Annotated in this window: 24 protein-coding genes and 1 tRNA gene; 12 read left to right on the top strand and 13 right to left on the bottom strand. The window is 47.7% G+C overall.

From position 1 onward, the window contains the following. Positions 1-16: 16 nt before the first annotated feature. From JQC75_RS12050 to JQC75_RS12015, 8 genes are read right to left on the bottom strand one after another with little or no spacing between them, the layout of a single operon-like run. The gene (locus JQC75_RS12050) at positions 17-664 is read right to left on the bottom strand and encodes an acetyltransferase (RefSeq protein WP_203324325.1); all 648 of its coding nucleotides are present in this window, start codon (positions 662-664) and stop codon (positions 17-19) included. Continuing rightward, positions 657-1,733: an N-acetylneuraminate synthase gene (gene neuB, locus JQC75_RS12045; protein WP_203324324.1), complete on the bottom strand. Its 1,077-nt coding sequence runs from the start codon at positions 1,731-1,733 to the stop codon at positions 657-659. Before neuB ends, JQC75_RS12050 begins: the two co-directional genes overlap by 8 nt. Further along, complete coding sequence (locus JQC75_RS12040; protein WP_203324323.1) at positions 1,730-2,407, bottom strand: PIG-L deacetylase family protein; 678 nt, start codon at positions 2,405-2,407, stop codon at positions 1,730-1,732. Before JQC75_RS12040 ends, neuB begins: the two co-directional genes overlap by 4 nt. Beyond that, positions 2,400-3,551, bottom strand: coding sequence for a UDP-N-acetylglucosamine 2-epimerase (gene neuC, locus JQC75_RS12035; RefSeq protein WP_203324322.1), 1,152 nt, complete (start codon positions 3,549-3,551; stop codon positions 2,400-2,402). Before neuC ends, JQC75_RS12040 begins: the two co-directional genes overlap by 8 nt. Continuing rightward, complete coding sequence (locus JQC75_RS12030) at positions 3,551-4,378, bottom strand: GNAT family N-acetyltransferase (RefSeq protein WP_203324321.1); 828 nt, start codon at positions 4,376-4,378, stop codon at positions 3,551-3,553. The genes neuC and JQC75_RS12030 overlap by 1 nt, the downstream gene beginning before the upstream one ends. After that, positions 4,365-5,213 (bottom strand): 3-hydroxyacyl-CoA dehydrogenase family protein, encoded by an 849-nt coding sequence (locus tag JQC75_RS12025; protein WP_203324320.1) that lies wholly within the window; start codon positions 5,211-5,213, stop codon positions 4,365-4,367. Before JQC75_RS12025 ends, JQC75_RS12030 begins: the two co-directional genes overlap by 14 nt. Positions 5,214-5,215: 2 nt before the next feature. Then, positions 5,216-6,364, bottom strand: coding sequence for a LegC family aminotransferase (locus tag JQC75_RS12020; protein ID WP_203324319.1), 1,149 nt, complete (start codon positions 6,362-6,364; stop codon positions 5,216-5,218). A gap of 10 nt (positions 6,365-6,374) precedes the next feature. Beyond that, a complete protein-coding gene (locus tag JQC75_RS12015) occupies positions 6,375-7,556 on the bottom strand; it encodes a UDP-N-acetylglucosamine 4,6-dehydratase (RefSeq protein ID WP_203324318.1) in 1,182 nt (393 codons plus the stop codon). 731 nt (positions 7,557-8,287) lie between these two features. On the opposite strand from JQC75_RS12015, the gene JQC75_RS12010 reads away from it, so the two are divergent. The 10 genes from JQC75_RS12010 (at position 8,288) to JQC75_RS11965 (ending at position 17,005) form a co-directional block, all read left to right on the top strand. Further along, entirely contained in the window at positions 8,288-9,928 is a 1,641-nt protein-coding gene (locus tag JQC75_RS12010) for a methyl-accepting chemotaxis protein (protein WP_203324317.1), read from the top strand. A 623-nt stretch (positions 9,929-10,551) separates the two neighbouring features. Then, positions 10,552-11,829 (top strand): tyrosine-type recombinase/integrase, encoded by a 1,278-nt coding sequence (locus tag JQC75_RS12005; RefSeq protein ID WP_203324316.1) that lies wholly within the window; start codon positions 10,552-10,554, stop codon positions 11,827-11,829. A gap of 1 nt (position 11,830) precedes the next feature. Then, entirely contained in the window at positions 11,831-12,475 is a 645-nt protein-coding gene (locus tag JQC75_RS12000; RefSeq protein WP_203324315.1) for a hypothetical protein, read from the top strand. An 86-nt stretch (positions 12,476-12,561) separates the two neighbouring features. Then, on the top strand, positions 12,562-12,756 hold the full coding sequence (locus JQC75_RS11995; protein ID WP_203324314.1) for a helix-turn-helix domain-containing protein: 195 nt from the start codon (positions 12,562-12,564) through the stop codon (positions 12,754-12,756). 128 nt (positions 12,757-12,884) lie between these two features. After that, positions 12,885-13,286 (top strand): hypothetical protein, encoded by a 402-nt coding sequence (locus JQC75_RS11990; protein WP_203324313.1) that lies wholly within the window; start codon positions 12,885-12,887, stop codon positions 13,284-13,286. A gap of 84 nt (positions 13,287-13,370) precedes the next feature. After that, positions 13,371-14,225 carry a helix-turn-helix domain-containing protein gene (locus tag JQC75_RS11985; RefSeq protein ID WP_203324312.1) on the top strand — a complete coding sequence of 285 codons (855 nt, stop codon included), beginning with the start codon at positions 13,371-13,373 and terminating at the stop codon, positions 14,223-14,225. A 233-nt stretch (positions 14,226-14,458) separates the two neighbouring features. Beyond that, positions 14,459-15,499, top strand: coding sequence for an IS481 family transposase (locus tag JQC75_RS11980; protein ID WP_203324101.1), 1,041 nt, complete (start codon positions 14,459-14,461; stop codon positions 15,497-15,499). Positions 15,500-15,816: 317 nt separating this feature from the next. After that, positions 15,817-16,227, top strand: coding sequence for a DUF5681 domain-containing protein (locus tag JQC75_RS11975; protein ID WP_203324311.1), 411 nt, complete (start codon positions 15,817-15,819; stop codon positions 16,225-16,227). Continuing rightward, positions 16,224-16,778: a hypothetical protein gene (locus JQC75_RS11970; protein ID WP_203324310.1), complete on the top strand. Its 555-nt coding sequence runs from the start codon at positions 16,224-16,226 to the stop codon at positions 16,776-16,778. The genes JQC75_RS11975 and JQC75_RS11970 overlap by 4 nt, the downstream gene beginning before the upstream one ends. Continuing rightward, positions 16,778-17,005, top strand: a complete 228-nt coding sequence (locus JQC75_RS11965; RefSeq protein WP_203324309.1) for a hypothetical protein — start codon at positions 16,778-16,780, stop codon at positions 17,003-17,005. Before JQC75_RS11970 ends, JQC75_RS11965 begins: the two co-directional genes overlap by 1 nt. A gap of 506 nt (positions 17,006-17,511) precedes the next feature. Here JQC75_RS11965 and JQC75_RS11960 read toward each other — a convergent pair. Together JQC75_RS11960 and JQC75_RS11955 are read right to left on the bottom strand one after the other, a co-directional pair. Next, positions 17,512-17,587: transfer RNA gene (locus JQC75_RS11960), tRNA-Arg, on the bottom strand. Positions 17,588-17,641: 54 nt separating this feature from the next. Then, on the bottom strand, positions 17,642-18,817 hold the full coding sequence (locus tag JQC75_RS11955; RefSeq protein ID WP_203324308.1) for a flagellar assembly protein FlgT: 1,176 nt from the start codon (positions 18,815-18,817) through the stop codon (positions 17,642-17,644). A 284-nt stretch (positions 18,818-19,101) separates the two neighbouring features. Between JQC75_RS11955 and JQC75_RS11950 the strand changes: the two genes are divergently transcribed. Together JQC75_RS11950 and JQC75_RS11945 are read left to right on the top strand one after the other, a co-directional pair. Next, complete coding sequence (locus JQC75_RS11950) at positions 19,102-19,734, top strand: FlgO family outer membrane protein (protein WP_203324307.1); 633 nt, start codon at positions 19,102-19,104, stop codon at positions 19,732-19,734. Further along, a complete protein-coding gene (locus tag JQC75_RS11945) occupies positions 19,731-20,186 on the top strand; it encodes an LPP20 family lipoprotein (RefSeq protein ID WP_203324306.1) in 456 nt (151 codons plus the stop codon). Before JQC75_RS11950 ends, JQC75_RS11945 begins: the two co-directional genes overlap by 4 nt. 131 nt (positions 20,187-20,317) lie before the next feature. On the opposite strand, the gene JQC75_RS11940 is transcribed toward JQC75_RS11945, so the two are convergent. From JQC75_RS11940 to flgA, 3 genes are all read right to left on the bottom strand, one after another. After that, positions 20,318-20,752, bottom strand: a complete 435-nt coding sequence (locus JQC75_RS11940) for a flagella synthesis protein FlgN (protein ID WP_203324305.1) — start codon at positions 20,750-20,752, stop codon at positions 20,318-20,320. A 108-nt stretch (positions 20,753-20,860) separates the two neighbouring features. Next, positions 20,861-21,196, bottom strand: a complete 336-nt coding sequence (gene flgM, locus JQC75_RS11935; protein ID WP_203324304.1) for a flagellar biosynthesis anti-sigma factor FlgM — start codon at positions 21,194-21,196, stop codon at positions 20,861-20,863. Positions 21,197-21,270: 74 nt separating this feature from the next. After that, on the bottom strand, positions 21,271-21,978 hold the full coding sequence (gene flgA, locus JQC75_RS11930) for a flagellar basal body P-ring formation chaperone FlgA (protein ID WP_203324303.1): 708 nt from the start codon (positions 21,976-21,978) through the stop codon (positions 21,271-21,273). Between the last annotated feature and the right edge of the window lie 23 nt (positions 21,979-22,001).

Here is a 22,001-nt window from a genome sequence, read left to right as displayed (position 1 = left end):
TGAATATCCTTGGATACTATATTTTTTCTTTAATGAGTGAGCGGGCGGGAAAGCATATCTCACCCTCGTTCAGCGACTGAGTCAAAATCGCACCAGCACCTACTATGCTCTTTGGCCCTAGCATCAATCCTTGTATCAAGGTTGCGTTGGCGCCGATATAAACATCTTCTGCCATGCGAACTTCACCACAAACAGTCGCCTTGGGTGCTACATGTGTGTAGGCACCAATATGACAGTCATGCTCAATCAATGCACATGTATTAATTATGGTATGTTCGGCAATCACAGCGCCAGTATGGACTCTGGCCCCATTTAGTATCTGAGCGCCAGATTTAACTTCTGCAAAGGAAGATACTTTTGCATCGCTGGCTATCACGGTTTCAAAACAGTAGCCCTTCTCAAGAAATTTTAGGTTAATGCGCCTTCGAAGAGTCGAATGCGGAAGCATGCCAATACCATTGACCAGCAGTACGCTATCGGCTGCGAATTGCAGGATATCTTCATCCCTGGTCAGATGGGGAATGCCTGCAAATATCCCTCTGGCCGAAATCTCATTCGGACAGATGACTGCGAGAATCTCTCTGCCCTGACCCAGCAGAATATCGGCCAGCACACAGGCATGACCTCCACCTCCAATCAGGATAAGTGGCTTCTGTCTACTCAATGATCAGATCTCCAGCGTGATAATCCCTGCTTGCGGTACGTTCGAGCAGTTCCCAATAGCGATAGGGGGATATGCCATTTCCCGGGCGTTTTATCGAAATATTCTCACCGGTGAAAGACTCACCAGCTTGGATGTTTTGGGTTGCAACCAAGCTTTTACGCGCCACGGCTTTGTTTTTTATTTCCGAAGCAGTGGGGGATTTCACCCCGGAGCCAAGGGCAAGCTCAACCTGGCGGATCGCGCTAACCATGGCGACAAGTTCTTCTGGCTCGAGGGATGCCTTGTGATCGGGACCCGGCATGGTTTTATCGAGGGTGAAGTGCTTTTCTATCAGTACCGCGCCTCGAGCCACAGCTGCAATCGCGACGGTGATCCCTTCACTGTGATCTGAGTAGCCGGTAGACAAATTAAATGCAGAAGCCAGCGTATCAATAGCTTTAAGATTGATCTCTGCCAAAGGTGCCGGGTATTCGGTGGTGCAGTGTAAGACAGTGACCTTTTCTTGCAGGGCTTTTTGCCCTGCTTTAGAGGCATATGCACGCTCAAAGGCTTCCACCGATGGCGACTCGCTGTGTGCAGCGGTATAACCAAAGGCGATGACCCCCAGCGCCAGTTCAACTTCCGCCAGTGTTGCCATGCCGGTGGAGACGATAATATCGCAGCCAGTGCGGGCGTGCTCCAACACAAGCGGTGCGTTGGTCAGTTCGCCGGACGGTATTTTGAGGCGCTTTAAACCCAGGTCGTTGACCAGAAAAGCTAAGCTTTCTGAATCAAAAGCGGTCGACAGAAACTCTATCCCCAGTGACTGACAATGTTTGACCAACTGATGATGGGTCGCATAAGACAACTCGAGCCTACTCAGCATCGCCAACTGGGATTCCTGCTTCTGGGTGTTGGCTATCTGGTACTCGGCTTGAGTGGCTTGCTCAGTGACCAAGTTTTTTGCTTTAAAGGTTTGAAACTTTACTATATCCGCACCAGCTTCAAATGCTGCATCAACTAACCTGAATGCTAGCGCTTCATCACCATTATGATTTACGCCGGCCTCCGCAATAATTAACGTTCTCATACTATTTCCTTTAAAAGTACGAAAGCCTCTGCAGCATCACTATTGCATTGCACTCCCCGTAACCTGGCTAAAGCCTCTAGCGCAACGCGACTTCTTGGAAACGGGAATTCACCGACCTCAGATTCAAATAAATCTAGAATATTCAATTTTTTTTCAAGAAACCCACTAATATTCACAAAAACGTTTGGCTTAAATCCACCATCTCCCGGCTTCATGCAAAAATCCGTTTCTGAAATTGTTTCATACGCAAAAACGCGTTTTATAAACGGGCATCTGAATGACTTTGTCGCAGATATCACTGCGTCATATACTATTTCATGATCGCTGTGTGCATCATTTCTAAACACGGTGAAAACATCATCGGGCTTTACCCGATTAATAACTTTAGAAATTGCGCCAACAAGCTCACTTTTAGAGATGGTATCCAAGGCTGCAGGTTGTAAACCGAGCTTGTGCACTTGAGAAAAACGATATGCTTTAGCTACTCTTTCTATTTCTTCATTACGTTTTAAAACCTGAGGCTCTTTATAGCCGTAACGAGTAGACATTTCTGTAACCAGAAGCCAGTGAATTTCAGCACCCAACTCTGCATATCTAAGTAAGGTTCCGCCGCAACCCAGTGTTTCATCGTCAGCGTGAGGTGCAACTACTAAAACAACTTTAGAACTATTCACAGAGAGGATCCTCTTTTTTATCAAGTAAAGACTTAAAATCAATAGACTTTATTAAAGAGAATGCTTTTTCCGCCGAATAACCGTCTCCATAGGGATTTACGACTGTCTTCATTTGACTTTGGAACCTGTCTGAGGAAACGGCAACTAGAGCACTCTCAATGTCGTTCTGCTGGGCGTCAACAAAGATTACGTTTTTACCACATGAGCGACCACGCTGCCTCATTCCTACGTTGATGCACGGGATAGGAATACTTGCAGCTTCAAGTAAGCCAGCCGATGAATTTCCCACAATAATCGATGATGATTTAAACAAACTAACAAAGTCTTCTCTACAGAGGTTTCCGTAGACGGTTACATCGTCACTTTCTGCTGAAAACTTGTTAATTGTGTTTCTAATCTGGATATTTCCGGGGTCTGTGTTAGGTAACCCTACAAAGCAGTGATACCCAAATTTAACCAAAGAACTAAGAATAACTCTAACAATGCTTGGGGCCTTAGCAATTTCTTCATGAATAGGATGGTATATAACCAATGCTATTGGTTTAGAAATATGTTTATGAGCTACGTTCCTAGCGATGTCTTTATTCTTCGGTATCAATCTGAATTTATCTAAAGCAATGCTACCGACATTGAAAATGCGCCACTCCGGCTCTTTCAAATTTAAAAGTCGCTTTTTATGCTCATCAGTTGAGACAAAGTGGCAAGTTGACAATTTTGATACAGCATGGCGTATTGGATTGTCAATATGTCCATCTGCCGCATGATCCCCACCATAAAAGTGTATGGTGGGAGTACCAAGATACCCCCCAAGAAGCGCCCCTATCATTACATCTTCCCTGTCGCCAGCGTAAATGATTAGGTCAGGGTTGTATGATTTAACAATATCAACGGCCGAGATCAGAAGAATCGCAGCGCTTTTCAAACGTGCTGATTTTGAATCTGCATCGATAAGGCTTTCGATCTCTAATAGGATGTCAAAACCATCCTTCTTTATATCATTACAAGTATAGCCAAATGATACTGAATTGTGAGCTCCACTTACCAATAATTTAAGTTGAATATCTTCATCATCTTCCAATTTAGAAAATAAAGGAGTCATCAAATCATATTCAGACCGGATAGATGTAATAGCTAAAACTTTCATTAGAAAATATCCGACATAGACATTTGAACAAATAAGTTAGGCTCTTTTTCTGTATTAAATAAGCGGTAGCCAAATCTGTAAGGGAATGAAATCTTTATATCATCAATATTCAATTTATCGTTTACTGGTAAGATCATGTTTACAGCAGCTTGAAACTGTGATTTAGCAAGAGCCTTGCCATCGGTTATGTGCATTAAATCAAACTCATTACCAATTGACTTTAAACCTAAAGAATTATTATACAGCCACGTTTGCTTTGGCTTGTTAGTTCGCCAGTCTTTTATTGAGGAGTCTTCAAGACTCAATGTATATGGGTTGCTTTGTAGTAATCCCTCAAGTATAGACGCTACCTCGTTTATTTGATAGGGTTTTACGCTTACTACTTTATAATCTTCAGATATGGTCCAGCCAAGCCGCTTTGTAAAACCAGGTGCTGAGTTGTCATTTGGAAAACCGAATACAATAGCAGGAACGCCTAAATTTTTTATTCTGGCATATACCATATTAGCTAAAATTTGAAACAATTTATGCATTCTAAAGTCAACTGCAACCATAGTTGTCATTGATAAAAAACCATAAATTTTATCTGTGCTATTCTCCAGATTCATCGGTATAACAGCATAATGACCAACCACTTCCCCTCGATGCAAAGCAATTGAAACTAAGGGTTCTCCAAATGGGTTGTTAATATATGCCCATTGCCATAATTCTTTATCTAGCTCTTTATTAAATGATTCAGCAAAGAGTTCCGCTATCCCGTTATAGTGCTGTAAAAGTTGTTCTTTGCTGACTATATTTATCAGCTCAATTTCGTCATTGGTATTCATAAAAACCTACCTTAGTTTTTCTACCCAAGTATCCAGCACGCACATATTGACGAAGTAGGGGGTGAGCTCTGTATTTTGGATCGCCAGTCTCTTTAAATAAAGACTCCATTATCGAAAGGCAAACGTCGTTACCAATTAAGTCAGACAAAGCTAAAGGGCCTATAGGATGGTTTGCTCCATATTTCATAGCATTGTCGATATCTTGTTTAGACGCCACCCCTTCCGCTAAGATTGCTATAGCTTCATTGATCATAGGGATAAGCATTCTATTAACTATAAAACCTGCTGACTCTTTAACGACAATCGGTTTTTTATCAAGCATTTCAACCAAGCTTATTGCCTTGCGTAAGGTTTCGTCTGAGGTTACAAGCCCTTTTATGACTTCGACAAGCTTCATAACGGAAGTTGGATTGAAAAAGTGAATGCCAATAAAATTAGAAGGTACATTCACTTGCATAGCTAATGCTGTGACTGACAACGAAGACGTGTTAGTAGCTACTATCGCTTTATCAGGTATATAAACCTTAAGTCTTGAAATCAAGTCAATCTTTATATCTAAGTCTTCAGAGATAGCCTCAATATACAAATCGCTGTTGGTTAATTCGGAAAGGTCAGTTTTAAAAGAAATTTTGCCGCACATTGACTCTAATGCTTCTGCAGAAATAGCGTTCCCTTTAGCATACCGACTAAGCTCTTTCTTAATTCTTATGTAACTGTTATCAAGTGCAGCCTGACTTCTACCCCAGATAATCACTCGTGATACTTCTGGACAAATACAAAACAGTGAAGCAATTCCGCTTCCCATCGTTCCTGAGCCTAAAATGCAAACTAACATGATTACTCCTGTATAATGGGGCTACTAGGTAAATTTATAAGCTGTCCTTCGAGCCACTCGGAGATCTTTAAATTACCTCGATGAGCTTGTTCAAACATAGGTAAACGATGCATCAATTTCCAGATCGGCCGAGTCATGACACCCGCTGCGTTGGTGAACTCCAATAATTCATCACGTGAGGCACTGTCTGGACAGATGATGGCGTTAAGCCAGTAATTGGACTTAGCATAAGGCGGCTCGTTAACAAAGCAGAATTCAGTATCTGCAAAAAACGCTTTATATTGTTCTGCGAGCAAGCGTTTTTGACGAAGAAACTCAGGTAGCACCTCCATTTGAGCACAACCTAATGCAGCATTGATATTAGGCATTCGGTAATTAAATCCCGGCTCATCATGATAAAACTCATAGGGGTGGGGTACTTTGGCTGTGGTGGTCACATGTTTTGCATGCAATGCGCTTTGCTCATCGCTGCAAAGCAGCATACCGCCCCCTCCTGTGGTGATGATTTTATTACCATTAAAGCTGATGGCACCGAATTCCCCTATGGTTCCGGTATGGTGCCCCTTGTAATAGGACCCAAGACTTTCTGCTGCATCCTCGACCAGGGTGAGTTGCCATTTGGTGCAAACACTGACCAGTTCGTCAAGTTCCACCGGATGACCAAATGTGTGCATTGGCACCACAGCCTTAATCCTTTGCCCGGTTTGCTTATGAACGGGGCCAAGCTCTGTCAGTGTCGCGTTTTCCTGCAGATAACAATCTACCGCTCTTGGGCACAGCCCCAAGCTCAGTGGTGAGATATCGACAAATATCGGCTGCGCGCCCATATGAAACAACGCATTTGCCGTTGCGACAAATGTCAGGGCCTGAGTGATCACCAAGTCGTTACGCTCAACCCCTGCGAGGTGAAGAGCGGTATGCAGAGCAGCAGTACCATTGACGGTTGCGACGGCGCCGGCACAACCGGTAAAGTCCGCTATCTGGCGTTCAAACCTGTTGACATATTGGCCGACACTCGACACAAAAGTGCTGTCTATGCAGTTGAGTACATACGACTTTTCATTGCCGCCGAAACGCGGCACATGCAAAGGGATTTGCTCATTGCTTTGGTATATGTCTCGTACAAACTCAACGAGCGTTTCAGGCTTCATGTCGTTGGTCTCACATCTTACTGTCAAGGTACTTACCGGTTTCCTTGTGTCCAAAGTCAGGTATCATCCTGTTGAACACTTCGACCAGTTCAGCCTTGCTCCATTGCCCGGCAGATTTCATTCGCTCGATCTGTTTTTCAAATTCGTCCAGTAATTCGGGCTGGTAAACCGCATCGTTTTTGATGATCCCCAAGTCCTGGAAGCGTGTCATATCCAAAGTTTCATGCGCCATAAAGAATTCTTCAAAATCTTTTTCACCGGTTGTGTCGCTGGCAGTGAAAAAGCATGGCCATTTCCCCTGTGCTGGCAAGGTTGCCGCCAACTGCCTTGCCTCGTCTTCGCTTTGACATTCAAACGGCTCAAACCCCCTTGCTGAAAGGTATTTAACCGCAATATCTGCGAACGACATGAGATGCAGCGCTTCATTTAACTTCGGGAAAAAGATATCGCGATTCTCTCCTAAGATGCATGACATGAGGCAGAGTAAGCCCGCTTCTTTTGGGGTCACAAAATAACGCTTGATGTCATTGGGAGCCACCAGGGGCTGCTGCTTCTGTAGTCTCTGATTGAAGCTATGCAACAGCGAGCCGTCTGAGAATGCCACATTAGCAAAGCGTGCAGTGGAAATAGTGATTTGCTCACTGTGGCGCATCAAAAACATCTCCATGATGCGCTTGGATGCGCCCATCATATTTACCGGATTTGCTGCTTTGTCAGTGGATACACAAAAGTACTTTTTTACACCCGATGCTATTGATTGCTTGATGGTTTTGTCGGTGTTAAACACGTTTACATCTATCATCCGCATCAGGGTGAAGTGATCCTTCTCACTGCGAACGTGCTTCAGTGCCGATAAATTAAGGACATAATCGTATTTGCCGTCATGTCTGATGAATGCATCGTATTCCAGAGAACCTATATCCAGGGCAAACGTCTGGAAGTCACCCTGAATATAACCATAGGAACTGCGTAGGTCTCTAACGAGTTCTGTAAGGTTATTCTCAGATATATCAATCACATGAAGCTTTTTCGGCTGGCGTTTGAATATTTCTTTGACGACAGCTTGTCCAATCGAACCGGCCCCCCCCAAAACGAGAAAGGACGCTTCCGATACTCTGGCAGACAGTTGCCCTGACAATACATTGAGATCGGCTTCAAAAAGTTCGGTTTGTCGTCCGATTAGCTCGAGCATAGGGCTTCCTTGGGGAATGAATAACTCATTGATAAATGTATATATATAGATGATACATTACAAGGGTTGATTGGTATGGGTTTGCAGGTCTACCAGGCATCTTTTCAGTCATTGAGGTACCTTACTGTTTCGTATCAGATATGAGGAGTCGTCATCTGATTGACCTGTCTTGATTTGCAAGGGACGTCTGCAAGAGACGTTCCAGCTTTGGGGTCAGAAAGTTGACGGGCCCATTTTGGATGAAGGGATATTGCTGAAGTGGACCTTGCGAAAGAGATACTCGGTTTTGGCGCAAACCTGAGGGTGTTGTGGTGAATACCATGGTGAGGAACAGGTTCAAGGCTGGGAGCTGCCTGATTTACTGTCCGATATTGGCTCACTATCACAAATTTCTTTTTCTTTGATAGCTATCGTTTTGTGGCAGCACTGGCGGTACAGGAGTATTTTCGCTAATACTTTTCTTTGAATTCCATTATTTAACTGGGCTTACCACCGACTAAAGTGCAGTTTTTAGTAGCGCTTTGAGCACATACTATGGTTTGAAATAAAAGGGGGAGGCTACATGGTTGTGGCGCTGTATCCGGTATTGGCGATGTGCAGGTAGCCCAAGGCATTACCTGCAATTTGCCGTAAGTTTAGGGGACAGCTTCCTGTGAAGAGAGCATGTCGCCCGGACACAGTTCGATACCCCCTCAATACATCCGGCAACGCTGTCGAATATCGAGGTGCTTATGCTTGGCAACTATCTGAGAAATTACAATATTTCACGCCGAATTTGGGTGATGCTGCTATTGTCATTGGTCGCGACCCTGCTGATGTTTGTGTTTGCCCTGCGCAACATGGATACGGTGTTGGTACAGGAAAAAGAAGCGCGGCTGAACGCATTGACGGATATTGCCATCAGCATCATCAAGGACTTCCACGATAAGGCCCAGTCCGGGCAGCTTGGCGAAGCCGATGCCAAGGTAAAGGCGTTGGCCGCCCTCGATAACCTCCGATACTCAGGAAAGGAATACTATTTCACCATCGACCGGCAAGGGATGATGATTCAGCATCCCTTTGCCAAAAAACTGGTGGATACCAGTGTGCTGGGGATGGCGGATCCCAATGGGGTGAAGCTCTTTGCCGAAATGATCCGCCTGACTCAAAACAGTGATGCCGCTATGGTCAATTACATGTGGAATAAACCCGACGCGGATGCACCCAGTCCCAAAATGAGTGTGGTAAAGCGCTTTAACGAGTGGGGCTGGATTGTGGGGACAGGTATCTATGTGGATGACATCGCCGCCCAGAAAAAGGATTTTACCTGGCAATATTTGCTGGTGTTTCTATTGGTATGGGGTCCCGTATTGGCACTGCTGCTGATGATAAGCCGCAGTGTGACAGAGCCTCTGCAGCAAACCCTCATTGCTTTTAAAAACATCGCCGAAGGTGAGGCCAATCTGACCCTGAGACTGGAGGAGCGTGGCCGTGATGAGTTGTCACAGGTCTCGGTGTACTTTAACGCCTTCGTTGGTCGTATCCAGTCATTGGTCAGCTCGGTGCGCGATTCGGTCGATCACAGCCGTCACTTGTCAGCCTCGCTTTCGAATGTTGCCCACGAAGCGGCACGTGCAACAAACAGCATGCAGCAGGAAACCCAGAGTGTGGCAGCTGCTATCAATCAAATGTCAGCCACGGCCAGCGAAGTGGCGGCGAATGCGCAGCTTGCGGCGCAATCCGCTAAAGATGCCGATAACCAAGCAGACAGTACCAATCTGGTGGTAACCCATGCCATGGGCAACATACGTCAGCTCTCCAGCGAGCTTGAAGAGACCTCTGATATTGCCAAAGCGCTCAAAGTCAGCTCAGGTGAAATCGGACAAATCCTCGATGTGATAGTGGGCATCGCCGAGCAAACGAATTTACTGGCTCTCAATGCCGCCATTGAAGCCGCCCGAGCAGGTGAGGCGGGACGGGGATTTGCCGTGGTAGCGGATGAAGTCCGGACACTGGCAAGCCGAACCCAGCAATCCACCCGAGAGATCAATACCATCATTGAAGCCATTCGCGGCGCCGTTGACCAGGTAAACGCCTCTGTCGCCAGAGCACGACAGCAATCGGATAACACAGTCGATGAAACGGCTCAGGTGATGGATGCCCTTGGCCTCATCAAGCATGCCATCGGCCAGATAAATGATATGAATCTGCAAATCGCGACTGCGACGGATGAACAGAGTGCCGTCATTGCGGAATTGAACCAGAACATAAACCGAATCAATGAAATATCGGTTGATAATCAGTCTAAGAGTGAAACCGTTGGCCACACCAGCGACCGGATTGCAGAAGACTCAAGGCAGATGGAGCAGTTGATTTCGATATTCAAGGTTTAAGGCGATTGCATACCCTTTGCCGCCTTTGACCCAAACCTGTGGGGGGAGTCATGCTGCCTCCGACGGCCCGTTGGCTGGAAGGTTCAGTATTACATCCAAACCCAGGCATATCCACTGAAGCGACCGTCGACAGCATGGATGCTGCCCCGAGCTTACAAAGGTGTACTCGCAGCCTGCCACCTAAGGGGATGTGGGAAAGGTCACTCCTTCGCATCCATGGGATCGCGACATTGGTGAATCCATGCACGGCAACCTTTGGTGATTAATGGCGTCGTATGCCGGAAGTTGCCATGATGAAGGATATAGCCACGGTGAAAGCGGCACACAGGCGGCACAGCCAATCAATACCGATACCGTAGCGGCAACAGGAACACGAAATTGGAGGAAAAAGAGGAACTGAGATAAAAGCTTGGAACTTGTGCAAGCATTCACAAGCAGAAGTGACTGGTCTCCCCACAGGGGATAAGCCTTCCTCATGTACCAACCTCAATCAATCTTAATAAATCCATATAAAGCAAGACTTTATCATGATTTCAGTGGTAAGCTAACCTTAACAAATCTTGACCAAAATAGCCTGATTTTTACCTCTCAGGTGGTCTATAGGTGGTTTATGGGTGGTTTATATGGAACGGTTTAAGTTCACTAAGACAAAGCTAAAAGCTCTTGCTGATAAAGGGATTTCTGCGTGGTACGGCGATTCTGACGTTAAAGAGTTGCACTTCCAGACGACCTCAAAAGGTGGTTTATTTTTCAAGTTGGTTAAGAAGTACGAAGGCAAGAAGGTCACGATAAGCCTTGGCAGCTTCAACTCGATGACAGTAGAGCAAGCCCGAAAAGCGGCACTAGACAAGCTGGAACTGCTGAGGCAAGGCATCAATCCTAACGAGCAAAAGAAGGCGGAAAGGGAACGCCGGTTAAACAGCTTCACTTATGCTGACTTGTTTGAGGTCTATAAAGCAGATTTCCAAGTGCGTATCAGGGCTGGCGAGCGCAGACCTAAGTCACTGGAAGATGCCGAGTCATTGTTCAAGCTACACGCCCAGCCACTCTTCAAAAGCAAAGATGTTCGTGATCTCACTAATGACGATGCGCGAAAGATTATTGCAGACCTCAAAATGTCAAAGAGCGCAGCCGTCAGCAACAAATGCCTGACGCAAATCAAATCAGTTTTTAACTACGCCAAAAAAGAGGGGCTGATTTCTGACAATCACTTTGCCGTTGCCAAGAAGTTTGCAGAGCAGCCAAGGGAGCGGGTACTAACTCAGGAAGAAGAAGCTAGGCTGTTGGCGGCGCTGGATGATGAGCCAGAGATTTACAAAGACATTGTGCTGATTGCATTAATGACCGGTCAGCGAAAAAACTGCGTGTTGTCGATGCGATGGGATGAGATAGACCCGCAGCAGGGTATTTGGGCAATACCGGCAAGCAAAGCCAAGTCCAAGAAAGGGCTGGTGGTGCCGCTTATCCCTACGGCAATGGAGATATTACGCAGGCGCAGCCAAGCGGCTGAAACCGGCGAGCAATTTGTTTTCCCTAATAAGCGCAGCCAGCTTGGGCATGTAGTCGAGAAAACAGGGCAGGGTTCGTTCTGGCGGCGCGTAACGAAGCGAGCAGGGCTTTATTCAGACGACAAAGCCCAACGGCTTACCTTTCACGATTTAAGGCGCTCCACGGCTACTAGAATGGCGAGGGCAGGCATTGAGCTTGCCGTTATTCAAAAGGCGCTTGGACATTCGTCTATTGCCATTACCCAACGCACCTATGCACACCATGACTTATCACAGGTTCGGGCAGGTCTTGAGCATATCAGGAATGAGCCGCAATCCGCTGTAGAGCTATTAAAAGAACAGCTTAAGACACTGACACCAGAGCAACGAAAAGAACTGCTAGGAGGGCTTTAACATGGTGGAGACAGTCAAATCGAAAAGAACCAACGGGAAACAAGGCTGGGCAGATTTTCCTGTTATAGAGGGCTTTACGCATGATGAGTCACTTAAATTTAGCCAGTATCAGGCTTGGTTTGCCGAGAAATATGATGTTCTTTCTGAAAGCCTGTTTCCGACAGCTTGGTTGGACATTCAGAGGGTTTTTGATGAGTTTAAAATTGAGTTCGACCATAGAAAGCCATATTCATTGAATGGGAAAAAGTGCTCAGTACAAGAATTTTTGTTGATGGAGGCGCAAAAGCGCAGGTCTACGAAGTTACATGCGACAGCAGTTCTGATTGATACGATATTTTTCATAGAAAATCAGGCTGGCAACGGATGCGACGTAAGCGATTACTTGGATAAGTTTTATGGTTGCTCATACCACTTGGCTCTGTCTATGGCTGAGGACGCCATAACGGCTGGCGGCAGTAGAACGGGGGAGGCTACAAAGGCTAAGGTGGATCGAAAAGAGGAAAAAAAACAGAAAGCGTTGGCTTTATATGAACAGCTAAAGGTCACGCATCCTGAGAAGGCGATAACTAAGAAATGGGCAGCTAAGAAAATCTACAAAGAGGTCGGGCGTTGCGAAAATACCGTTTTTAAATATCTCACCGAATAAAAAATAGTTTCCCCGTTCCGTTCTATCGGGGAACTGTTACTCAAATATAGTTTCACCAGACTTAAGCACACTTAACTGGTGATAACATGCAAGACAATCAAATCCTACTCAATAACTCTGAAGCAGCAGCTTACTTGGGCGTAACAGAAGGAACGCTGACCGTCTGGCGAAGCTGTGGACGCTACAACCTCCCCTTTGTAAAGGTTGGTCGACTGGTGAGATACAGATTGACCGACTTAAACAACTTCTTAGACAGCAGAACCCAAACCAAAACCTCTTAGGCTTATCCCTTGTAGGGAGAAAACTAGGCTTTTAACTGCCTGATTTTAAGTTGGTTAGCTTTGTGTGTTCTGAATAAACCACCTATCAGCCACTTTTTGACGGCGAATCCATCAATGGAGGCAAGACAATGAGCAAGCGAACCTATGGCGCGTCTATGGTGTTGGCACGACTACTTAACGGTGAACGCTTAACTGAGGCGCAAATCACCTTCTTAACCAACGGGGAGCAGCAGAGCAGGGTAATGAACGAGCTGAGCAGGTCATTTATTCCTTGGGAATGCGACCAGTCCGAAGCTGAAACAAAGTGGTATATGTCAGCACATGAGATTGAGCGCTATCACAATTGCAGGGAGGAACAAATTGCAGATGAGAGGTCACATTATTACGCAAAGCAAACCATAAGGCTTGATAAGGCGTTAAGGAAGGCTATCCAGTGGCGGGGCGTTGCTTGGTTGCTGAATCGTGTTGGTGAATTGGCTGCCAATGATCCGGTTTATGACCCAGGAAAAGAAAAGGAGCCTAAGCAGTAGCTTAAACCCCTTTCTTAAAACAATGACTAGCGGTGCAAGTTTGGCGACCTAAGCCGCTAGCCATCACAAAAGAGTAAAGCTTCGATGGCTGAAAGTAAATCCGAGAAAGGGACATGGATCCCTGAGTCGATACAGATAGCAGTTATCCAAAGTGGATTGGATTTAAATCATGCATGGATTGTAAGCAAAGCAATCTCTTTCCATCACGCAAAGCGGGATTTCCATGCTTCCAATACTCACTTGGCCGACAGGCTGGGGAAAAGTGTTCGACAAATACAGCGATACATTAAAGACCTTGAGTGTGGAGGCTGGCTTTATGTGAATACGGCAAAGTCGATACATGGCACAAGCAGAAAGCTCACCCCAACTGAAAACGCATTAGCAATATTAAGGGGTGACATAGATGTCATGCCTAGGGGTGACGCCCATGTCATGGAGGAGATGACGCCGATGTCACCCAATAATAAAGGGGATAACACAGCTCTTAATAATAAAGCTTTAACTACAACATCATTTTATGAAAATGATGCCGATGTTTTTCACAAAAGCTATTTAAGAAAGCTCATTGGGCAAGATTTGGACATTAGTCCAGATGATGAGGTTTTTGACTTTTATGATGCAGCGAGCCAGTGGGCTGAATGTGTCAGCAACGTAGATATACCAAGAAAGCCCAACACATCAATCATTCAATCACTGTTAGGCAATGAAGCCTTTATGGGCTTCAGCAATACGTATCAGGTTATCGAGTTTCTTGATGGGCGCTACCAAGAAAGGAACGTAATCAACAGAGATAAGCCCGTTAACCTAAGCTGGCTAGTGTGTGCTGAGATGGACGATGTAGCAAAGGATGGGATTCTCAGTTCAGAAGGCTGGGCAGAGCGATGGAGTAACAATGCTGTCAGACTGCTAGCTGAAGGCCAATCGAAAACCTCATTCTGAAAAGTCTCAAGGCTCTGTAGTTACCAAGCCCACGGATGAGGTTTTAGTCGAGCATGGGAGAGAACATGTGTCTTATATTTCTGTTTTTAATGCATTTAGCATCCTAATTCAGTAATAAAACCACTAATATGTATTAGTCGCGACTTGATCTGACACATCATCTTGAAAAGGTGAGAGTTACCCGTTTTGATAAAGGTGTCGAATCTTCAATCAAAACAAAAGAGGTAACTCTCATGCTGCATACTAACAACCCCATCATTAAACACAAAGCAGGTTTGCTGAATCTCGCTGAGGAGCTCGGCAACGTTTCCAAAGCCTGCAAGGTTATGGGCGTGTCCCGTGACACCTTCTATCGCTATCGTGAACTGGTTGAGGATGGCGGCATTGATGCGCTTATCAACCGCTCCAGACGCACGCCCAATCTGAAAAATCGTGTTGATGACCATATAGAGCAAGCTGTCATTGATTACGCCATTGAGTTTCCCGCCTATGGTCAAACCCGAACCAGCAACGAACTGCGCAAGCAGGGCGTCTTTGTTTCCGGCAGCGGCGTACGTTCAATTTGGCTCAGGCACGGGCTGGAAAACCTCAAGAAGCGCCTGGTCGCATTGGAAGCAAAGATGGAGCGCGATGGCATCATTCTGACAGAAGCGCAGGTGGCAGCCCTGGAAAAGAAAGCCCAGGACGATGAGGCCTGCGGTGAAATTGAAACCCATCATCCTGGCTATCTGGGCTCACAGGACACCTTTTACGTCGGCAACCTCAAAGGTGTGGGGCGGATATACCAGCAGACCTTCGTCGATACCTACAGTAAGGTCGCCTTTGCCAAGCTCTACACCACCAAAACCCCAATCACCTCTGCCGACCTGTTGAACGACAGAGTATTGCCGTTTTTCGAAGCTCAGGCGCTGCCGATGCTGCGTATTCTCACTGACCGGGGCACCGAGTACTGCGGTAAGGTTGAGCAGCACGATTATCAGCTGTATCTGGCCATCAATGATATCGACCACACGAAAACCAAAGCCAGACATCCACAGACAAACGGTATCTGCGAGCGTTTCCACAAGACCATTCTGAATGAGTTCTATCAGGTCACGTTCCGCAAAAAGCTGTATAGCACACTGGAGGAGCTGCAAAAAGACTTGGACGAATGGCTGGCGCTGTACAACAATGAGCGCACCCATCAGGGCAAAATGTGCTGCGGTCGCACACCGATGGCGACATTAATTGATGGAAAACGGGTTTGGGCTGAAAAGAATTTAGCCCAAATCTAATCTGACAACGGCACCCCAAAATCGGGTAACTGTCAGATCAGGTCTGAGCTATTACAACTAATAGACCACCTCAAAAATATCGAGAGTTGCTACGAGATAAGGTTAAGGCAAGGTTAGTCTGCATATCAGCTAAGTTCCGTGATGCCTTATCTTGGGCAAACTCTATGAAGATATGGTTTAGGGCATTAAGTCCACATTTCACATCCCACTCCAATCTATTGAAAATATCAGCCCTGAAACAATGTTGACTGTATGGATATACAGTATTTTGAGCTATAATTTAATCAGGTTATCAGATGAGGTTAAGGCTAGGTTTTATGCCATTTCAGAAGGGCGTCAGCGGCAATCCAAAGGGAAAGCCAAAGGGCGCAACCAATCACACAACGCGACTCATTAAGAGCGCTTGTCCGGAAGTCTTAAAGACAGTCATTAATGCAGCCATTGAAGGAGACATGCAGGCAGCGGCGCTTGTGTTGAACCGTGGCATCCCAACGCTTAAAGCCAGTCATCAGCCTGTGGAGATCCTGACAGCTGAGCAACTGGAAAGCATGACAGCAACAGAGAAAGCCGAACACATCAATTCAGCAGCGATGGAAGGGCGTATTCCAGCAGACATAGCCAGCGCACTACTGGACGGAATCACCAAGCAGAGAGCCATCGTTGAGAGTGACGAGCTTGAGCATCGAATCGCACACCTTGAAAACATCCTAGAGGGTAAAAACCAATGAACGTAAGCAGCATTCAACAAGTTGACCAGCAGCTAAGCGTCCTGTCCGAGCGATTGAACATGGGCGGGTTAGCCAGCAATGAGTACATCAAACTGTTAGACCAGCAGGCAGAGCTTCAAGCCCGTAAGTCTCAGTTGATTGACGCACTGCATAAACAAGTTGCATCAGATGAAGAGACAAGGGCAGCGCTTGCCAAGGCTAGAGCCAAAGCCAGAAGCGAGACAGCCAATCAGTTCGTGAAAGACATTGCGCCACAGCTAGAGGCTATCAGGGACGGTCTGGTGGCGTTTGAGCAGCTAGGGGACGTGCTGGATAAGTATCCCAATACAATCGCGCTTAATGGGGTTGAGATTGTCAGCGGCAGCAGTTCAGCACTACAGAAGGATGCCGTTATCCGGTCGGTTCTTGGCGCAGTCATCAAAGCCATGCGGGTTATGCCAGCGCAGGTTTCCAATGTTATGCCAGTGGCATCAAATCACTTCACTTTTGAACAGCTGGATAGCCGCATAGGATTGGTCAAAGAGTTTTCTTGTAAGGCGGGGGGCGTGTGATGAATTACGGCAAGTGCAACGAGGCAGAGCGTAATCGTTTCTTGGCAGAGGCTAAGCGTGTATTGGCTGAGCATGGACGGGGCATTTATGAAAACCAAGACGGCAGCATGACCGTCTATGAGGTCGGCAGAGCAGGGAAAACCGGAGTCTATTCAGCCGAGAGAGTCGCCAACGACTTACAGCTGGATATGTTCTTCCGAGAGGGCGTCCGTGATGTCGATGCTTAAGCGCAGACTTGAAAAGATCCAGAGGCAAAGCCCTGAGAATCTGACCCACAAGATAAGCCAGCAGGATTGCCTGGTACTGATGCAGTTTGAGCCATGCAGCCCTGAGACTTGTCTTTGTGGTTGCTGGATGACCGAGGAAGAGTACAAGCAGCGGGTTAAGAGTGCGGAGCCGTGGGAGTGGTGATTGAAGAGCTAAGCAGGACAGAGGAAGCATTGAAGGCGTGGGAGTGCGCTCGGTTTAAACGTCCTCGCTATTGGCTTTCAAAGCATGGTGGCATTAACCACGATTCAGACGCTACCAAGCAGCAGCGGCGGGAATACTTGAGGATACGAGCGGACGCAATGGAACTGACACAAGAAGCGACTGATGGTGCCGCATGAGGTACACGAAAAAGCACCTGTCATTTCACCAGAATAAATCTAATCGTTTGCTGGTGGTCTATAGGTGGTTTTTGATATTGGAGTGTGGTGCAAGCTGTTGTTTTTAAAGGTAAAAGATAGCTGAATGGCCTCCCCACAGGGACTCGAACCCCGATCGGTCGCTTAGGAGGCGACTGCTCTATCCTGTTGAGCTATAGGGAGACCCGCTGATTATACCTATTTTGTCTTTGATTAAAAGTCTTGATATTTAACTGGTTAATTCTTGTTCTGCCCGGTTTTTATCGCAATATCGCTTATCTGAATGTTGTCCACACTGCCAAGGCCGGAAAGTTCGGCGCGGGCGCTGTCTTCGGTGACCTGGGTTATGCTGATGTTTGTTTTGGTGTTGTTGCCGGTTGTGCGGGTATCGTTCAGTCTGTCCGGAATATGTTTTGCCAGTACCACGGCGAGTTCATCCCCCACCTTGATACCATGGCGACGTCCCAGATTCAGGATCAGGGTTTGCCCCTGCCTGGCAACAATTTGCCCCAGCACAGGGCGGCAGAGCAGTGCTTTGTCGAGTTCTTTCACCGCCTGCACCAGCAGTTTATCCACTGCCATGCCGTAGGCTGAGCGCCAGAATCTGTCATGGGTTGGCGACACTGACTCTGTCCGTTCGAACTCCCAGGGGGCCGAGGTTTCAAACTTTTCACGCCAGATAATTTCGCCGCTGATCCCCTGGAAGAGAGTCATGGTCAGTGCAAACTGGCGTTCAGGGGCGTTTGATACGAGGCCAAAGTAGCTGCTTTGGGAAGGCTCGGTGGAAACGTCGGTTATTTGGGGCACCAGCACGTATTGGCTATCACTTGCCATGGCAAGGTAACCCGGCAAACGATAGCCGGGGGCGGCAAGTTGTCTTGGGTCTACATCAAGTCTGGCGCCGGGGCGCAAGTTGGCAAAGGCCGCACCTGAGGTACTGTCCAGTCTTCGGGCGAGCTGTTGTGAGACTGCTTCGCCCAGGCTATTTATCTGCCCGTGCGTGAGTTGACTGCGGTCCCTTACCGCGGCTTCGGGTAATAGAATCGCCGCCTTCAGGTGAGTACTTTGGCACTGACTTTGTGGGGCCTCCATGAGCTCGACCCTAAGTTGCACTCGCAAACGGTTGTTTTCTATTTGTTCGCTGACAAGTTGCACCGGTCCACTCATCAGTTGTTGCATCAGGCGGGTGCTTGAATCTGTCAGGTGCCCATCCACCGTCTGTTGAGTTGTTTCTACGCTGACACCGGCTTGCAGGCTGGCATAACTGACGGCCTGCTCTATGGCTTCTGCGCGGGCCTTGGTAATGTTGCCGTTGACGATGACAGCCTCACCCTCAGCCGTCACCCAGTCGGCCTGGGCCTGAATGCTCACAAGGAGCGCACCGAATACGAGAGCGGATTTTATCAATCCCATATGCCTGTCCTGCCACATCTCAAAGGGTTGAGGGTTACATCCGTTGGTGTCTTTGGCACAAGGCGTGCAAGCCATTTAAGGTTGCCGCGGCGCAAGATAAATAACGGATGGGTAAGTCGTGCAGTGATTTAAGCAAGTTGCGTGCCGCCCCAGGCAGGCTACCCAGCTGAATTGTGGGCTTTTGGGGTAAAGTAATTGCTTGCGTTGCCGATAGCTGTGTAATGGATTAGAAAACTCCTTTCCGGTTTTCTTATTAACTTATATTAAATCATGGAGTTGACTCTATGAAGGTGCGAATGCTCACCGCTCTGGCACTCTCTTTTGTGTTGTTACCTGCACAAGGGCAGCCGAAAACGCCCCAGAGCGTATCCTATGCTGAAGAAGGCTATCCTCAGCGGGAGCAAGTCAATGTTCTGGCACAGCAGATAGTCAATGAGTTGCTGCTGACCAACGATGTGCTCACTTCCAGCGACCCCATAGTGGTAACGACACCGGTAAACGTCGATGACATGACCCACAGCGGCAGTTTTGCCCGTCAGCTCCAGCAAGGGATGATGGACGCGCTTCACGCCCGATACTTCAACGTGGTGGATACGGCCATTAGCCAAACCCTGAGAGTTACTGATAAAGGGGACTTATTGCTGAGCCGGGATTGGCAAAAGCTGCGTGACACTGCCCAGACCCAGCATGTGCTTGTGGCCACATACAGCCTGGGGCGCGATGGCATGACAGTGAACAGCCGTCTGGTCGACATAGCCAATAATCGCGTGGTGGCGGCTTCCCAATCGTTCAGTCGTCCGGGGGATCTCAGAGATTACCTTGGGTACTCCCAGCAGGTGGTCTCCAAAGACGGGCTCTTGTATCGCCATGAAGCACCTGGGCTTGATAGGGTCACTCTGCTTGGAGAAGACAGATGAAAAAGTGGATTTATGCCTGTGTGGCCATGGTATTTTTAGCCGGTTGCGCCAGCAGTGATGACCGTTATGTTCAATGGGAAACTGAAGCCCCTGCCAGTTTTCCCAAGCTGACAGCCATTGGCTACGCGCCTTTGGCAACACAGCCTGCCAAAACCCAGGCCGAGAAAGTGCTGATGGCGATGCAGGCGTCCAAGCTTGCGGCTTATCGAGAATTGGCAGAGCAGGTATATGGTCAAAAAATCAGTGCCGGTGCCAGCGTGAATGATTGGGCCATGGGCAGCGACAGTATTAAAGCGTCGGTATCAGGTGTGATCAGGGGAGCTAAAGTGGTTAAGGCCTATCCCGCTGGCGAGCATTATGTCACTGAGCTTGAACTGGATTTTGCGCGCGTGTGGGATATCTACCAGCAGCAGAATCGCCCATCCAAAGTGAAGGAAGTTACCTATTTCTAATGGTGCAGATGGCGCCGTCAGGATATGACTCTTTACGTTGTGCTGTGAAAAAGCCCCTCATCAAGGGGCTTTCTTGTTGGTCGTCGATGACCTCTGTCGCCGGCTGACCGAGGAGATTGCCATTGGCATCCTCAGACTTCGATACTGCTGCCCAGCGTTGAGATGGTCGATGTTTTACCCTTGTCTGTGTAGGTAAGGGAGCTTGCGTTACGGCTTACCTGCAGCGCCTGCGCCAGTCGGTTAATGCTCGCCTGACTGTGCTCAATGAGCTGTGCGTTGGCTTGGTTTTCATGCTTGCAGCGCATCAGGGTATTTTGTACCGACTGTACCTTGGCCGAGAGGGCTGTATCGCTTGTCAGCAGGCTGTGACCTGGGTGAGCCGCCATGGCATCATCATTTTGCTTCAGTCGCAGCAGGGCAGAGGATTTGTGCTCTGCAATGTTCATCAGCTCTGACGCATTTTGGGCTATCAAGGCTGCACGTTCAGCCGCCATCGAGGCCAGAAGCTGCTCCAGCAGACTTTGTTGTGCATCGAGCAGCTGATTGAGTTCGTTGACGTGATCCATGGTGTTGCATCCCGGTTTTATTGACATCTGGGTTAGTAATAAAAGAATGCAAAAAGCCGGCCATAATCAAATGGCCGGCCTTGGATTTTCCCCAATCCGTGCTGGATATCAGGCGTCTCGGCCTAATTCCTGTAGTTCTGCTTCAAAGCTGGCGATATTGGCCGCGAGCTTTTCTGGGTCAATTTTATAACGGCCTTCAGCAATGGCTTGCTTGATTTCGGCCACTTTCTTTTGGTCAACTTCCGGCAGAGAAGACAGCTTTGACTGTACGCTTTGCAGCTGCTGAGCCTGGCTGGTGATCATCACCGAGTCGGCCTTTTGTGGTGCCTGTGGCTGTGCCGTTTGTGCTGCTGATGCCTGGGCAGTGCGGGCACTGGTCAGCGGGCTGCTGGTGTTGCCAACGCGGTTGGACGCGGCATTGTTTTTGGGTAATTCGATGGCCATCTCGGGCTCCAGTATCACGGATTTGGGTTTCTTGGGATCTGTATCGGCCGCAGCCAGGAAAGCTTTAGCTTATTTTACATTTTGACTTCCACTTCGCCAACGCCGATGACAGTTGCCTCTAATGTTCTGTTTGAATTGATATTTCTAATTCTAATCCTATCGCCTTCGTTACCATCCGCCAAGGCCTCACCCTGGGTTTTTATCTCAAAACCGGCTGACTTGGCGTAAATGGCCACCGCATCGCCCTTGCACACGAAACAGAGGTTGTCGGCAAAAATGGGGGCATCCTGGGGAATGCGCCGCTTCACCCGGGAGCCGTAAAGTGGCTCTGGTTGAACAAACTGTTGGCCTCGCAACAGCGTTCTGTCAACGTATCGAACTTCAATACTCTCAGAGTCCAGTAAATCGCCGTTGCCCAGGGGGCGTTTGGCGACTACCACCGGGAAAAGCACATCGGCGCGCACTGAAAGGAACATTTGCCAAGGATAGTCCAGATCCGGGCTGATACAGCTGATGCGCACCGTATTGTTGCGGGAAATAGGCCTGTCGGTGGCAAGTCTCGCTGAGACAGGCCCTTCACAGCGGGGGATGTTGCCACGGCTCTCCAGGCTTTGAGCCTCTACGCTGATTCTGGCGTTGGCCGGGGCGTCAATTTTTTCAATAACCACGGCTTCAGCCGCCGAAGCGATGGCCGATATACTGGGAATCTGTGGTTCTTCTGCAATTGATACTCCGGAAACCAACAGCAGCATCACCAAAACTTGTGCTAACTTTACTTTCATAATGAACAGACTAGCGTGTCGCG

Source organism: Shewanella litorisediminis (assembly GCF_016834455.1).
Taxonomy (GTDB): Bacteria; Pseudomonadota; Gammaproteobacteria; order Enterobacterales; family Shewanellaceae; genus Shewanella; species Shewanella litorisediminis.
The sequence above is the reverse complement of the archived record's forward strand: the minus strand, read 5'-3'. Positions and strand labels throughout refer to the sequence as shown.